The 13784-nt window shown below is 63.5% G+C and carries 20 protein-coding genes; 7 read left to right on the forward strand and 13 right to left on the reverse strand.

Annotation, left to right across the window (positions count from 1 at the left end; translation table 11 throughout):
• Positions 1 to 19 precede the first annotated feature (19 nt).
• Together A9D13_RS05690 and A9D13_RS05695 are read right to left on the reverse strand one after the other, a co-directional pair.
• On the reverse strand, positions 20 to 328 hold the full coding sequence (locus A9D13_RS05690; protein ID WP_066771280.1) for an alkylphosphonate utilization protein: 309 nt from the start codon (positions 326 to 328) through the stop codon (positions 20 to 22).
• 73 nt (positions 329 to 401) lie between these two features.
• On the reverse strand, positions 402 to 929 hold the full coding sequence (locus tag A9D13_RS05695; RefSeq protein ID WP_172808111.1) for a VOC family protein: 528 nt from the start codon (positions 927 to 929) through the stop codon (positions 402 to 404).
• A gap of 308 nt (positions 930 to 1237) precedes the next feature.
• On the opposite strand from A9D13_RS05695, the gene A9D13_RS05700 reads away from it, so the two are divergent.
• Complete coding sequence (locus A9D13_RS05700) at positions 1238 to 1597, forward strand: UrcA family protein (protein WP_172808112.1); 360 nt, start codon at positions 1238 to 1240, stop codon at positions 1595 to 1597.
• 94 nt (positions 1598 to 1691) lie between these two features.
• On the opposite strand, the gene A9D13_RS05705 is transcribed toward A9D13_RS05700, so the two are convergent.
• Both A9D13_RS05705 and A9D13_RS05710 read right to left on the reverse strand, forming a co-directional pair.
• Complete coding sequence (locus A9D13_RS05705) at positions 1692 to 1913, reverse strand: DUF2061 domain-containing protein (protein WP_066771288.1); 222 nt, start codon at positions 1911 to 1913, stop codon at positions 1692 to 1694.
• Positions 1914 to 2021: 108 nt separating this feature from the next.
• The gene (locus tag A9D13_RS05710) at positions 2022 to 2624 is read right to left on the reverse strand and encodes a pyroglutamyl-peptidase I (protein WP_066771289.1); all 603 of its coding nucleotides are present in this window, start codon (positions 2622 to 2624) and stop codon (positions 2022 to 2024) included.
• A 215-nt stretch (positions 2625 to 2839) separates the two neighbouring features.
• On the opposite strand from A9D13_RS05710, the gene A9D13_RS05715 reads away from it, so the two are divergent.
• The 3 genes from A9D13_RS05715 (at position 2840) to A9D13_RS05725 (ending at position 5305) form a co-directional block, all read left to right on the forward strand.
• Positions 2840 to 4195 (forward strand): hypothetical protein, encoded by a 1356-nt coding sequence (locus A9D13_RS05715; protein ID WP_156521935.1) that lies wholly within the window; start codon positions 2840 to 2842, stop codon positions 4193 to 4195.
• 158 nt (positions 4196 to 4353) lie between these two features.
• Complete coding sequence (locus tag A9D13_RS05720; protein ID WP_066771292.1) at positions 4354 to 4986, forward strand: YbhB/YbcL family Raf kinase inhibitor-like protein; 633 nt, start codon at positions 4354 to 4356, stop codon at positions 4984 to 4986.
• A 67-nt stretch (positions 4987 to 5053) separates the two neighbouring features.
• Positions 5054 to 5305, forward strand: coding sequence for an SWIB/MDM2 domain-containing protein (locus tag A9D13_RS05725; protein ID WP_066771295.1), 252 nt, complete (start codon positions 5054 to 5056; stop codon positions 5303 to 5305).
• A 63-nt stretch (positions 5306 to 5368) separates the two neighbouring features.
• Here the strand turns inward: A9D13_RS05725 and A9D13_RS05730 are convergent, their stop codons facing one another.
• The 6 genes from A9D13_RS05730 to dapD form a co-directional block, all read right to left on the reverse strand.
• Positions 5369 to 5791: a DoxX family protein gene (locus tag A9D13_RS05730; protein ID WP_308420388.1), complete on the reverse strand. Its 423-nt coding sequence runs from the start codon at positions 5789 to 5791 to the stop codon at positions 5369 to 5371.
• Positions 5788 to 6294 (reverse strand): ion channel, encoded by a 507-nt coding sequence (locus A9D13_RS05735; RefSeq protein WP_066771297.1) that lies wholly within the window; start codon positions 6292 to 6294, stop codon positions 5788 to 5790. The genes A9D13_RS05730 and A9D13_RS05735 overlap by 4 nt, the downstream gene beginning before the upstream one ends.
• A gap of 106 nt (positions 6295 to 6400) precedes the next feature.
• Positions 6401 to 6580: a DUF3008 family protein gene (locus tag A9D13_RS05740; RefSeq protein WP_066771299.1), complete on the reverse strand. Its 180-nt coding sequence runs from the start codon at positions 6578 to 6580 to the stop codon at positions 6401 to 6403.
• A complete protein-coding gene (locus A9D13_RS05745; protein WP_066771301.1) occupies positions 6580 to 6810 on the reverse strand; it encodes a hypervirulence associated TUDOR domain-containing protein in 231 nt (76 codons plus the stop codon). The genes A9D13_RS05740 and A9D13_RS05745 overlap by 1 nt, the downstream gene beginning before the upstream one ends.
• A gap of 4 nt (positions 6811 to 6814) precedes the next feature.
• Positions 6815 to 7156, reverse strand: a complete 342-nt coding sequence (locus tag A9D13_RS05750) for a hypothetical protein (RefSeq protein ID WP_066771304.1) — start codon at positions 7154 to 7156, stop codon at positions 6815 to 6817.
• A gap of 150 nt (positions 7157 to 7306) precedes the next feature.
• Positions 7307 to 8149 (reverse strand): 2,3,4,5-tetrahydropyridine-2,6-dicarboxylate N-succinyltransferase, encoded by an 843-nt coding sequence (gene dapD, locus A9D13_RS05755; protein ID WP_066771306.1) that lies wholly within the window; start codon positions 8147 to 8149, stop codon positions 7307 to 7309.
• Positions 8150 to 8488: 339 nt separating this feature from the next.
• Between dapD and A9D13_RS05760 the strand changes: the two genes are divergently transcribed.
• Positions 8489 to 10936, forward strand: coding sequence for a S8 family peptidase (locus tag A9D13_RS05760; RefSeq protein WP_156521936.1), 2448 nt, complete (start codon positions 8489 to 8491; stop codon positions 10934 to 10936).
• Here the strand turns inward: A9D13_RS05760 and gmk are convergent.
• From gmk to A9D13_RS05775, 3 genes are all read right to left on the reverse strand, one after another.
• Positions 10933 to 11598 carry a guanylate kinase gene (gene gmk, locus A9D13_RS05765; protein WP_066771308.1) on the reverse strand — a complete coding sequence of 222 codons (666 nt, stop codon included), beginning with the start codon at positions 11596 to 11598 and terminating at the stop codon, positions 10933 to 10935. The two genes, A9D13_RS05760 and gmk, sit on opposite strands and share 4 nt — an antisense overlap.
• A gap of 81 nt (positions 11599 to 11679) precedes the next feature.
• Positions 11680 to 12057, reverse strand: coding sequence for a hypothetical protein (locus tag A9D13_RS05770; RefSeq protein ID WP_066771310.1), 378 nt, complete (start codon positions 12055 to 12057; stop codon positions 11680 to 11682).
• Between the two features lie 47 nt (positions 12058 to 12104).
• The gene (locus A9D13_RS05775) at positions 12105 to 12611 is read right to left on the reverse strand and encodes an SspB family protein (RefSeq protein WP_066771313.1); all 507 of its coding nucleotides are present in this window, start codon (positions 12609 to 12611) and stop codon (positions 12105 to 12107) included.
• A gap of 209 nt (positions 12612 to 12820) precedes the next feature.
• On the opposite strand from A9D13_RS05775, the gene hisB reads away from it, so the two are divergent.
• Together hisB and A9D13_RS05785 are read left to right on the forward strand one after the other, a co-directional pair.
• The gene (gene hisB, locus A9D13_RS05780) at positions 12821 to 13447 is read left to right on the forward strand and encodes an imidazoleglycerol-phosphate dehydratase HisB (protein WP_066771319.1); all 627 of its coding nucleotides are present in this window, start codon (positions 12821 to 12823) and stop codon (positions 13445 to 13447) included.
• 14 nt (positions 13448 to 13461) lie between these two features.
• A complete protein-coding gene (locus A9D13_RS05785) occupies positions 13462 to 13746 on the forward strand; it encodes a YciI family protein (protein WP_066771322.1) in 285 nt (94 codons plus the stop codon).
• The last annotated feature ends 38 nt before the right edge of the window (positions 13747 to 13784 follow it).

Below are 13784 nucleotides of genomic sequence, written 5' to 3' on the forward strand. Positions count from 1 at the left end.
AGGGGAAGTTCCGCGCGTCTCAGCGTTTCTTGACGAATTCCGCGCGCAGGACGAGGCCCTTGATGCCCGGATACTTGCAGTCGATTTCCTGAGCGTCGCCGGTCAGGCGGATACTCTTGATCAAGGTGCCCTGCTTGAGGGTCTGGCCCGCGCCTTTGACCGTCAAATCCTTGATCAGCGTGACCTGATCGCCATCGGCCAGCAGATTGCCCACCGCGTCGCGCACCTCGACGCTACCTTCGGCGGCCTGTTTTGCTGCCAGTTCGGAAGCAGGCATCCATTCGCCTCTTTCCTCGTCATACACGTAATGTTCGTCGTCATTCGCCATGGCCCGCACCTCCAGCCGTTTAATCAGTGATGCGGGCCATGGCCGGGATGGCGGCGATGATCAATCGACAGGATCAATTATTCGCTTCGGGAAACCAGCGCGGCTGGCTCGCTTCGCTTTTCACGCCTGCGGGCAGGGTGATCAGTTCGAGCCATGTGCCCCAGGGAAAGCGGCCGAACCAGACCTGGTTGCCTTCGCCTTCTTCCGGGCCGAAGCCGTCGACCGGGCCATGGGTCATCACGCCGCCCGCTGCGGTGAACGCATCCTTCGCCGCCTCTATATCGTCGACATACATGCTGAAGTGATGCAGGCCGCGATCATTGACCCCGGCGGCTTCCTTGCGGCCTTCGCCATTATCGGTGATTTCGAACAATTCGACATTGGGGCCATTGGCAAGCCGCATCATGCGCATCGATATGACCTGGGTGCCGGGCAGGAGCCCGTTGACCTGCATAAGGTTGGACGCGCGCTGCGGCGTGTCGTTCTTCGTCACCAGCGAATAAAGCGTTTCTGCGCCGAACGCCTCGACGAAGAAACGCTCCGCCTGTTCGATGTCGGGAACGGTCAGGCCGATATGCTCGATGCCGCGAAAAATGCTCATGGGTTTCCTTCTGGACATGTTTGTGACCGCTTTCGTGACCCAGCGGCCATGCCGGAAGCGATCTGGGGGAGAGTGCTGCAAAAGCGAATGGGAGACGGTCCGGTTCCACGATGAGAGGGGGATGAGGTCCAAGTGCGACATCTGCTTTATCCTTGCCTTGCCACCATTTGCCGCAGCGCAGCCACGAATTGCTGCGCTGTGCATAGTATTGCCTTGAACTAGTGCCTATATTTCCAGTCCGATCGGTATTTTGCCGATCGCGTCACGCCTGCGCACACGAATGCGGGGCGGACATGCAGGAGAGTAAAATGCCAAACCCCCTCTCGGCCCGCATGGTGGGTCGCCTTGCGCTAACCGGCGCATTCATGTTCGCGGTCGGTGCTACCAGCGCGGTCGCTGGCGAAGTCGTCGTGTCGCAGGGCGCGCGCGACGTCCGCACGATCGAGGTCAAGGTCGCGGACCTCGACCTGACCCGTGCCTATGACCGCGATACGCTGGAAATCCGCGTCAACAAGGCCGCGCGCCGCGTGTGCGATGTCCATGGCGGGTCAAAGCTCGACCGGATGGCGGATGCGCGCAGCTGCGTTGCTGAAGCGAAAAACGGTGCGATGGCGCAGCTTGCCGCTGGCGCGCATTCGGGCAAGATCGCGGTTTCCGCCCGCACATAAGGCTGAACCGGCCAGCATGTCGAACCGGAACGGGCAGGGCGGCGGTTTCGTCGTTCTGCCCATCCGCTCGGCTCATGGCCCGTTAAATGGCTCGTTACACGGCTGCGTGATGGGAATGCGGCAATAGTGCGGCAAGGCGCAGTTCCCCGCGCCATGCGCGTTCGTGGAAGAAGAACACCACCGCATTCACGCATGGTTCGACCAGCGCGATCCCGCCTGCGAGCGCCAGACTGCCCGTAAATAAATATGCGACCGAAAACCCCACCATCAGGTGCAGGGCAAGGAAGCTGGCGGTCTTGGCAAGGTCATGGGGCATGGTACGGGTCCTGTATTCTCAGGAACCCCAGTTATTGCGAACCTGTCGCAATTGCCAATGGGCAATGTCGCTTTCAGTAATCGGGAAGCATGATGAAACCCTGCGCGCCTAGCGCAGCAATTCGTCCGCGATGATTCCCAGCGCCTGCTGCATCTCGTGCAGGGCCATTTCCCCTGCGCTGTGCTTCGCCAGCGGTGTGCCGACCAGCGCGGGAAGATGCAGGAACAGCGCACGGGTCGGAAGGCTGCGCGTCTCGACCATCTCAAGCGCGTTGTAATAGAGATGGTTGCAGACATAGGCCCCCGCATCGTCGGATAGTTCGGCGCGCAGCCCTGCACGCATAAGCCGCTTCTCCAGCGCTTGCGCGTCGCAGGGGGCAGGGCGGTGATGCAGCGCATCGTCTGGCGAGGTAGGCAAGTCGCCCGCGGCATCGACCAGCGCCGCGCACCGGTTGCTGGCCCGTGTCTCGATCACGGGGCCGGTCGCCTGACGGCTGTAACCTGTCATGATCAAGACGCGCGGTGCAGGTTCCAGCGCCTGCGCCAGCCTTGCCGGCGCATGTCCATAGCGTGTAGGCAGAACCAGCGTCCGCGCGCCGCGAAGCGTGGCATCCCCGGCCTCGGCAAGCGAGTGGACCAGCCGCATCGTCGGGTTGTCGGGAACGCCGGGGAAGGGCTCAAACCCGGTGATGAGAAGTTCGGACGCTGTCATACGTCCAATATGTGGCGCATCGCCCGGAATGCCAGATTTCCGAAGAAATGCGGCGGAAAAGTGAACGCCGGATTAAACCCTGTTTCACGTTTCTATTATTTCAGTAGTTTTCGGAAAGCGGCTCGAACCTGCGGGTTTCGGCTTGCCGCTCGCTCTGCTCCGATCGCCGAATTTGGCGCACCATGTTGGAACGAGGTTCAGAATGTGGCCGTTTTATGGCAACTATGAACCCGAAGCTGAAACAGTCCGCCCCGGCCACTGCCGCGATTGCCGCTGCACTGGCCCTGTCCTCCTCGCCAGTGTCCTCCTCGACAGTGCTCGCGCAGAGCGTGCCGACCGGCACCGTGCAGGATCAGCCTGCGGATTCGCCATCACTGGCCGATATCCAGCAGACCGATCCCGCAGGTGCATCCCCGCCTGAGGCGAACGCCAGTATGGACGCGATCTCTCAGCCCGCGCCGCAGATCGTGGTGCCCGAAGCGGTGCCGCAGCAGGGAACCACACCGGATGCAGCCGCGGCCGAGCCAATTGTGGTTCCGCAGATCGCGCAGACTGCCGATGCTGAACAGCCGGGCGCGAGCGAAGCTACCGGCGAGCCTGTGTCCCAGCCGGCGGTTTCTGCGCCCGCTCCAGCACCTGCAGCCGCGCCTGCATCGGCACCCGTACCGGCTTCGACGGGCGGTAGCGCGACGAGATCGGCTTCAACTGCGTCCGCGGGCGAAGCGGTTGCTGCCGACACGGCTCTATCCGTCAACGATAATGCCGTGTCCGTTGCGGATCCGCTGCTCGCGGGCACTGCCCCGATGGCGGAACCCGTCGCACCCGCGCTTCAGAATGCGGAGGATCGCGATGGCGGTGTTGATCCGATGGTCGTGGCCGGGGCTGGCGCGGCGGGCATTGCCTTGATCGCATTGCTGCTGCTGCTTGCCTCGCGCCGCCGCAAGACCGTATCGCCGCGCGTGTCCGAGACACGCGAAATGCCGCTGCGCCGTACCCGGCCCGAACCCGATCCGAGCGCGCCAGCCCGCAACCCCGAACCCGCCCCGCCTGCCGTGGCTGCCGCGATCAGCTCGGCCAGCGATGCCGTCGCCCGCCGCGGCAAGCCGGACGGACTTGTCAGCGTGCGCGATCCGCGCAGCCCGCGCGGCCCGGTCGTCAAGCGTTCGGTCAGCTTCGGCGACATGCGCCAAAGCGATTCCGCCGCCAAGGCGATGAACCGGCCCGCCACGGGGACGGTGGCGAAGCCGGAACCTGAACCCGAGTTGGAGCCAGCGGTTCACGCGCAAGACGCCGCGTCGGCTCCGGTCGAAGCGACCCCCGCGCCGGTATCGGACAATGCCATCGCGCAGGCCAAAACGCCCGAGGGGCGCAGCAATCTCATTGATCGCCTGACCTCGGCGCGGCCCGATGCGGCCAATCCGTTTCACTCGTTAAAGGCCCGCAGGCGCCGTGCGCGACTGATTCTCCAGACGCTGATGCAGCGCATGAAGGAGAATCCGAACCTGGATTTCGCCCGTTTCTATCGCGGTTTCGCGATCAATCACGGCGGCGCGAGCCCGGCAATGGCCTGATTTTCGGGCATTTGGCGCAAAACCCCTCGCTCAACTGGGGATAGCGGGCGGCGGCCCCCTTCCATGGGGCTGCCGCTTCGTGCTTCGCCTAGTGTCTGGAACCTCACGCGGTTGCCCTCTGTTCAAGGAGGGAGAGATAGCCGCGCGAAAGGAATGAGATGCTTGAACACGTACCCGAATGGCTGGGCGAAGCGCTGCACAATGTGCGCGCGGGCCACAGCAAGCTGGCTGCCGTAAAGCTCGGCACCGAGGGTGTCGTGGCAGCCGGCGGCATGGAGCTTACCTCTGCCGCGTTTGAAAACGGCGAGGAACTGGACCCGAGTTTCACCGCCGACGAGGAGGATGCGGTCGCGCCTCCGGTCGAGTGGAACCATATCCCGGCAGAGGCTGCGGAACTGGTCCTGATCGTCGAAGACCCGGATGCCCCGTCACCCGAACCGTTCTGCCACTGGCTGGTCTGGGGCCTTGCCCCGCAGCGCGGCAAGCTGATGGAGGGCGAAGTGCCGCCCAAGGTCGGCAAGAACTCCTATCAGAATTCCGAATGGCTGTTGCCCGATCCGCCCACGGGCCATGGGCCGCATGATTATGTCTTCCAGCTTTTCGCCGTCGATACGCCGATCGACCTTGCGCCCGGCGCAGGGCGCGGTGCGTTGTTGAAGGCGATGGAGGGGCATGTCGTATCGCTTGCCATCCTCACCGCCACCTATGAACGCGGCGGCAGCGATGACGAATGGGACGATCTGGCCGGTGACGATATCGCCGACGATGACGACGATGATGATCTCGATTGAGTTTTGAAGGTTTCGACGCCCAATCGGAAAAAGGGGCGTCGGTGTTTTCCGATGAAAGGAATGTAAAATGGCTGCCAAGAACAATGCGATCAACAAGCCCGTGCCCGTTTCGGCCGATCTGGAAGAGATCGTCGGCAAGGGCCCGATGCCCCGCGGCGAAGTGACCGCGAAGGTCTGGGAATACATCAAGAAGCACGACCTGCAGGCCGCTGACGACAAGCGCATGATCGAGCCCGACGCCAAGCTGGGCAAGGTCATCGGCACCGAGAAAATCTCGATGTTCAAGATGACCGCTGCGGTGTCGAAGCACCTCGGCTGATCGACTGATCATTCGGAAACGGCGGGGCGGTGCGATCAGCATCGTCCCGCCGTTTTCGCTGGTTCAGCCGCGCTTTCGCATGGGCAGGGCGCCGCTGCTCCACAGCGCGAGCCAGATCAGCAAGGGCTGCAACGCCATTCGCGGGAGGTGATAGGCAAGGCCCCAGCCATGATCGGGGCGCGCCATGTCCATGGCGAAATGATGGATGTTCGCCGGAAATACGCAAAGCGCGTAAAGCGCGAGTGCCGCGCCCGCCAGCCGGCGCAGACCTTGCGACCATGGCTGCGCCAGCGCCAGTGCGCCTGCCAGTTCGGCCATACCGGTCGCAAGGATCACCTGCTGCGGCCATGGCACCCAGCCGGGCGTGATTTTCACGAAAATATCCGGGCTGACGAGGTGCATGACCCCGGCGATCACATAGAGCAGCGCCAGGGCCGCACGGGCGACGCGCTTTGCGCCGCTGTCGGAGCGCGATGCCAGGATCAGGTTTCGTCCACGCTGCGGCTGCGACGGCGGCCAAAACGGACGCGCTTATAGTCGATATGGCCCAGTATGCGCACGAAATAAGCCGTCGACCAGCCAAGCATGATCACGCCCGAGATGCTCTCCAGCGCGCCGACATTGCGCCACATCGGATCGATCAGCGCATCGTTATAGCCGACGGTGGAATAGCTGATGATCGAGAAATATAGTGCTGACGACAGATCAGGCAGGGCGTCGACGAAGAGGTAGAACAGGGCGAACAGCCAGATTTCCACCCCGTGGATGACAAAGAGCGTCAGCACCAGCATGATGGTGATCAATATGCCATGAATGCTCACGGGCGGCAGGTGGGTAACGCGGTTGGGATCATCCGACGGACGGATCAGCTTGGTGATGAAGGCGAGGCCGAGGCCATGAATGACGATGCACACCGTGGCCAGTAACGTGGCGGCCAGCAACTCCTTGCCCAATTGGTAGTAGGCCGCATCGGCCAGTTGATCCACCATCGCTCGGCTCCCCCCCCTTGCTGATGCCGATGGCGCACGCCGAAAACGCGCGCAGCCTTATCGTCAGGCTTTGCGCGAAAGGGCGCGCATCGGCAAGCTTTCGCGCCTATTTGTGCTCGGGCAGGTCCTCGCGGCTGGTGGAGGCGTAGTCCTCAAGCTCGTCCTCGCTCATGCTGTCGTACATTTCTTTCGATGCACCCTGCAGGTCCGAAACCTTCGTATCGCCGCGCTTGGCCGAGAGCGCAGCACCGGCGGCACGCTGCTGCGCTTTCGATTGGGCGGGCATCAGCTGGCCGCCTCGATCTCGGAGCCAAGCTTCAGCACCTCGTCGCCGTCCTCCTGCTCGATCAGATAGGCAGGATTGTCCTCGCTACCCTTCTTCTTGATCTTCGAGCCTTGAAGCGTGCGCTCGACTTCTTCCTCGAAACGCTCTTTCACCTGCCCCTTGGCGGTGCCATTGCCCCAGCTCCACTGAACATGCTGGCGCGTCTGGAAGCTCTTGTCCTTGGCGGCCATGGACTTACTCCGCGCCAGTGGTGCGCACGGGTTCCTCGGTCAGACCTTCCAGGCCGGGCGTGTCGGGGGCGGTTTCGGCGTCATAGGTGAACTCGCCCGAAACATCCGAGCCGCCCGCCTGCTGCTCGCCCACGGCAGAGCCGTCGACAGCGGGAACGGACTGGTTGGATACAACGGTATCTTCGCTCGGCTCGTCGGAGCTCAGCGCCCCGGTGACCCATGCGATGGTCATGGCCAGAGCGGCCAGAAACAGGCTGATGAACAGGATATAGCGGACGATATGCGGGGTCGATCCGCCGCGTGCCTCATCGGTGGTGAGGTCTACTTCTTCTCCGTGGCGTTGCATGGCAGTTCCTTTACGAATTCGCGTATTTCACGACCCCAGGTTCCGCCCGTTCGCAACAATCGCGAACAGGCGGGTGATTCCTTGGGAAAACGCGGAATGACGCGAATTCGTTCCAGTTGCTGCCAGGCAGCTACCGCCCGTGGGCCCAATTCAGGGGCGCAGCAGTTCGTTGATGCCGGTCTTCGAACGCGTCTGCGCGTCGACGGTCTTGACGATCACCGCGCAATAGAGCGAGGGGCCGGGCGTGCCGTCGGGCAGTGGCTTGCCGGGCATGGAACCGGGCACGACGACGGCATAGGGCGGCACGCGGCCCATGTGGACTTCGCCGGTGTTGCGGTCGATGATCTTGGTCGATGCGCCGAGATAGACACCCATCGACAGCACCGCGCCTTCGCCCACGAACACGCCTTCGGCAACTTCCGAACGGGCACCGATGAAGGCACCGTCCTCAATGATGACGGGGCCTGCCTGCAGCGGTTCGAGAACGCCGCCAATCCCTGCGCCGCCCGAAATATGGACGTTCTTGCCGATCTGCGCGCACGAACCGACGGTGGCCCAGGTGTCGACCATCGTGCCTTCATCGACGAATGCGCCGATGTTGACGAAGCTGGGCATCAGCACCACGCCCTTGCCGATGAAGCTGCCGCGGCGCGCGACAGCGCCCGGCACCACGCGAAAGCCGTTTTCCATGAAGCGACCATCGCTCCACCCTGCAAACTTCGAGGGGACCTTGTCATAGGCGCTTTCACCAGCCGAGCCGTAAGGCACGATTTCGTTATCATTCAGGCGGAAAGAGAGCAGCACGGCCTTCTTGAGCCACTGGTTCACGACCCATTCGCCGTCCTTCTTCTCGGCGACGCGTTCCTCACCCGAATCAAGCAGGGCGAGCGCGGCCTCGACATCGGTGCGCACGTCGCTGCTTTCCGGGGTGACATTGGCGCGGTCTTCGAACGCGGCGTCGATGCGGGCGATAAGATCGGTACGGGTGGTCATGACAGGCCTTCCTGGGGCTGGTGAAGTGCAGGCAAGGCGGCAGAATCCGCCAAGTCCCGCCAAAGGATCGCGCCCGCCTATCGCCTTGCCGCCCCTACGGCAAGTTTGCTGCGCGCGGTGCAAGACTGTGCCATTTCGGGCACGGGCCGCGGCATTAATGCTAACGCCATGGATTTTCCCGAAATGATCGGGAACTTAGCGCGTGTAGGCGGCTTGAAATTGCTGCGCCCACGGCTTTGAAACCGGATACGCGCTTTGGAAACGGATGCGCGCTGCCGGGCAGGGACCCGCCGGAAAATGGCGGAACCGCAGGGGAGGGGGCGCGAAATGGGGACTGACATGAATTCCACCCTTGGCGGCAGTGTTGGCGACTGGGCGCATCGGCGGCCCGGCCACGCTCAGCGCCGGTTGCTGCGCCACGCTTTTTTTGCGCGCTGCGCGATTGCGGCGATCGGCGCATCGGCGCTGGCGGCATGCGGTGGCGGCGGGTCGGGCGGCACGGTGGTATCGACGCCTGCGCCCGCGCCCGCTCCTTCACCCAGCCCGACGCCGACTCCGGCCCCGACGCCGACGATCATCCCGGCAGCCGAATTCGACACGGCGGAATATCGCGATTCCGACGGGCCGGACCTGCATAATGCGATCGCCGCATGGCAGGAAGGCGCGACCGGGGAAGGCGTTGCCATCGCCATAATCGATACCGGGATCGACAGCGACAATCCGGAATTCGCTGGCCGCATCTCGACGGCGTCTGCCGATGTCGCGGGATCGCGCAGCATAGAATCCATCGATGGCCATGGTACGCAGGTGGCGCTGGTCGCAGCCGCCGCGCGCAATGGCGAAGGCGTGATGGGCATCGCCTATGACGCGACTATCATCGCCTATCGCACCGATACGCCCGGCACCTGCGACGGATATGATCCTGCCAATCCCGATACGGGCTGCTCTTTCGACGATCATGACATTGCGACAGGGGTGAACCTTGCCGTCGCCAATGGCGCGCGGGTGATCAATATCTCACTGGGCGGATCGCTCCCGACGCAGGAGCTTAGCAATGCGCTGGCCGCCGCGGCGCAGGCAGGCGCGGTCATCGTGGTGTCCGCGGGCAATGATGGAGAGAGCACGGACCTGACGCTCGACCCATCGAACCCTGATCCCTTTGCGATCGGCGCTTTTCAGGCTGCTGCCGGCAATCTGATCATCGCCGGATCCGTGGACGAAAATGCCGTGATATCGGGTTTCAGCAACAAGGCGGGCGATTATGGCAGCGCCTTCCTTGCCGCGCAGGGAGAGGACGTGTGCTGCGTCTATGAAGACGGCGAGATTTATACCGAGACGATCGGCGGCACGGATTACGTCTATGTCGTCAACGGCACCAGCTTTGCAGCGCCCCAGATTTCCGGCGCGGCTGCCCTGCTGGCACAGGCGTTTCCCAATCTGACCGGGACCGAGATCGTGGAATTGCTGCTGACCACCGCCGTCGACAAGGGGGCGAGCGGGACGGACGAGGTCTACGGTTCGGGCGTGCTCGATATCGCGGCGGCATTCGCGCCGCAGGGGACGACTTCGCTGGCAGGCAGCACAACGGTGCTTTCGCTGGCGTCCGCCACGGGTTCGGTAAGTCCGGCCATGGGCGATGCCGGGGCGCAAGGGGCGCTGGGGGCCATCGTGCTCGACGGCTATGACAGGGCTTATACGCTCAACCTTGCGACCAGCCTGCGCGCCGCGGCCCGGCGCCGCGATTTCGCGCATGGGCTGATGGCGTCAAGCCACGCCCGCCATGTCGAGACGGGTCCGATTGCCATGTCCTTCTCTGTCGCCGACACGGATGCAGGGATGGGCGCAGGGACGGGCTCGCCCATGAATTTGAGTGAGGCCGATGCCGACAGCGCCCGCGTGCTGGCGGCACGCATCACGGCAAGGCTATCGCCCGAAACCGCCATCGCTTTCGGCTTCCGGCAAGGCAGCGCTGGGCTTGAGGCCGGATTGCAGGGCCGCGAAGGGGCCGCCTTCATGGTGGCGAGCGAGGCAGGCAGCGACATGGGCTTTGCCGCCATGCGTGACGGATCGATGGCACTGCGGCAGGACATGGGCGGCTGGGGCCTGACCGTCTCGGGCGAAAGCGGACGGGTTTGGACACCGCTATTCGATCAGGACTTGCTCGGCGTATCCCCGCGTGAAGATTACCTGTCCCGCTTCGGCGTCACGGCCGATATGAAGCGCGGCAGTTTCTCCGGCCGACTGGGCATTTCGTGGCTGAGTGAGGACGGCACCATGCTGGGCGCGCGTTTCGCCGAGGCATTGGCTGGTGACGGGGGAGCGGACAGCCTCTTTCTTGACGCCTCTGCCGCATGGCGACCGGCGGCGGGCTGGCGCATCGGCGCTTCATGGCGGCAGGGTTTCACCCGCGCTGCCCGCGGCGGGTTGGTCGCATCCGAATCGATGATGGCCAGCAATGCGTGGAGTGTGGATGCGGTGCGCGGCAATGTGTTGACGCCGGGCGACCGGCTGGCGTTCCGCGTCTCGCAGCCCCTGCGGGTGAGCGGGGGCGGTCTTACCATGAACCTGCCAGTCAGCTATGATTACGCGAGCGAGAGCGCGGGCTTTGCGCGCCGAACCCTCTCACTCTCCCCCAGCGGGAGAGAGATCGCGAGCGAGGTTTCATGGCAGGGCCCGTTGTGGGGTGGGAGCATGGCGGCCAGCCTGTTCCACCGCCGCGAACCGGGCCATGTTGCCAGCCTGCCCGACGATTACGGGGCAGGGCTGCGCTGGGGCATGAACTTCTAGACAGCGTCCGGCGCGGTCATCTTGCGCACGAAATTGACAAGGCCGGTCTGACGTTCGCGGCGCAGGCGTTCGGCTTCCAGAATGCGGCGCACCTGTTCGTAGCAGCGATCGACATCGTCGTTGACGACGACATAGTCATAGTCGGACCAGTGGCTGATCTCGGCACGGGCGCGTTCCATGCGCGCTTCGATCACATTCTTGTCATCGGTGCCGCGCGCGATCAGGCGGCGGCGCAGCTCGTCAATGCTGGGCGGCAGGATGAATACCGGCACGACGTCTTCACGCGCGCGCTGCGAAAGCTGCTGCGTGCCTTGCCAGTCGATATCGAACAGGAAATCGGTGCCCGCCTTCAGCCCGGCCCAGATCTGCGCCTTGGGCGTGCCATAGCTGTTGCCGAACACATGCGCCCATTCGAGGAATGCGTGATCTTCCACCATGGCATCGAATTCGCCGCGTTCGACGAAATGATAGTCCTTGCCGTCGGTTTCGCCGGGGCGGATCGGGCGGGTGGTGGCGGAAACCGAAAGCGCGATCCCCGCATCTGATTGCAGCAGACGGCGCGCAATGGTCGTCTTCCCCGCGCCCGAAGGCGAGGAGAGGATGAACATCAGCCCGCGGCGAGCCAGCGGGGTCGGGTTTTCGGTGGTCACGGGATCGGCCATGCGGGCTGATGGCCGCTGATGCGGATTCGGGTCAAGCGCGCTGTACCGCGACTCATGTGGGAAACTGCGCCGGTGTGGCGATTATTCCTCGGCGTTGGCCATGCGCTTGCGCACTTCCTCACGCCCTTCGACACGGGCGCGGCGGCCCTGACGGCGGTCATAAAGCGCTTTTGCCAGCATGCCGCCGCCAACGACGACCATGCCGGGCACCGACCGTGTCGCGACGCGGGCGACCGCGGTAGCCATCAGGGTCGAGGCGAGCGAGCGGCCATCGACGACCTTCTTTGCCTCTTCCTTGGTGTATCGGGTGCTGAGCAGCTTTTGCTCGGTCAGGCGGCGCGCGACCCGGCTGACGCCGCGAAGCGCGATGTCGGCAAGGATGATATTGGTCATCGGGTTCGGGCTGATGCCCGCCATATTGTCGCCCGACTTCTTTTTGACACTGCGCCGCTTGGCCATTGGAGGTCCTCTTTTTAGTCCGCTTCAGCGGGAAGGACCCGCCGGGGTTATTTCTTCTTGCCGAAATCAACGGTCACGACGTTTGAGCCGTCATCGCCATCTTCCGAACCAACGCCGTTTCCTGCGCCCTGTTCCGAATCGTTCTCCGGCTCGGCATGGGGCTCGGCCTCCTCGACCTCGCTCACCGCCTGGAACTGCAGGCCGAATTCCACTGCCGGATCGACGAAGGCCGTGATCGCGGAGAAGGGAATGACCAGCTTTGCCGGGATCTGGTTGAACGACAGCCCAACCGAGAAATGGTCGTCGGCCACCGACAGGTCCCAGAACTTGTTCTGCAGCACGATCGTCATCTCGTCCGGAAAACGAGCGCGCAGTTCGGCAGGGATGTCGACGCCCGCGGCGCCGGTCTTGAAGGTAATGTAGAAATGGTGGCTGCCCGGCGGCATGCCGCCTGCCGCTTCCACTTCGCCAAGTACACGGCCAACGACGGCGCGCAGGGCTTCCTGCACGATCTCGTCATAGGGGATCAGGCTGTCTGGTGCCCCGTCGCTCATGATATGCTTCCGGTCATGTGGAGTGGCTTGTCAGCAGCTTACCCCCCGGTCAAGGCCGAATGGACCTGCACTGGTGTCAGCAAGGCGGCAATCCGTGGATAGGCCCATGCTTTTTTGCACAGCTTAGGAGGCAGGGTCGGGCGCCGTCGCCCGAAATTGGCGCTTTTGACCCTCTTGCACGCTGTGCGGACGGGTTTATAGCGCCCGGCATGGCCAAAGCAGGATTTTCGCGCACCGGCACGGTGCAGCGCAAGACGCACGAGACCGAGATCGACGTCAGTGTCGACCTCGACGGCAGTGGCGCGTATGAGATTTCGACCGGGATCGGCTTCCTCGATCACATGGTCGAACAGTTCTCGCGCCATTCGCTGATCGACGTGAAGCTCAAGGTCGTGGGCGACCTGCATGTCGATCAGCACCACACGGTCGAAGACAGCGCCATCGCTTTGGGCGAGGCGATTTCGAAGGCATTGGGCGAAAAGCGCGGCATCGCCCGCTATGGTCTGGCGTTTTCGCCGATGGACGAGACCTTGGCCCGCGTGGCTCTCGATATTTCAGGCAGGCCCTATCTGGTCTGGAAAGCCGGTTTCTCGCAGCCGCGTCTGGGCGAGATGGATACCGAATTGTTCGAGCACTGGTTCCATTCGATCGCGCAGGCCGCCGGCATCACGCTTCATATCGAGCTGCTGTACGGCCAGAACAACCACCACATCATCGAGGCGATCTACAAGGGGTTTGCCCGTTCGATGCGTCAGGCGACCGAGATCGACCCGAGGAAGGGCGATGCGATCCCCTCTACCAAGGGCATGCTGGGCAGCGGCACGGTCGAGGTCTGAAGAAGCAGGCGGACATGCTGATCATTTCCCTAACCTATGTCGCGCCGGTGGAAGGTGTCGATGCCCTGCTGGACGAGCATGTCCGCTGGTTGAAGCGCGGGCATGAGGCAGGGCATTTCATCGCATGGGGCCGCAAGGTGCCGCGAACAGGCGGCGTGATCTTCGCGCACGGCGACCGCGCGGCGGTCGAGGCGCTTGCCAGCACCGATCCCTTTGTCGCCAATGGGGTGGCTGAGGTCGAGGTGATCGAATTCGTGCCGACCTTTGCCGCAGAAGGTCTTGAGCGCCTGACACAATGATGACGGTGTCGCAATGATGGTGACAGCTGGTATGCCGG

This window comes from Croceicoccus mobilis (assembly GCF_001661965.1).
Lineage (GTDB): Bacteria > Pseudomonadota > Alphaproteobacteria > Sphingomonadales > Sphingomonadaceae > Croceicoccus > Croceicoccus mobilis.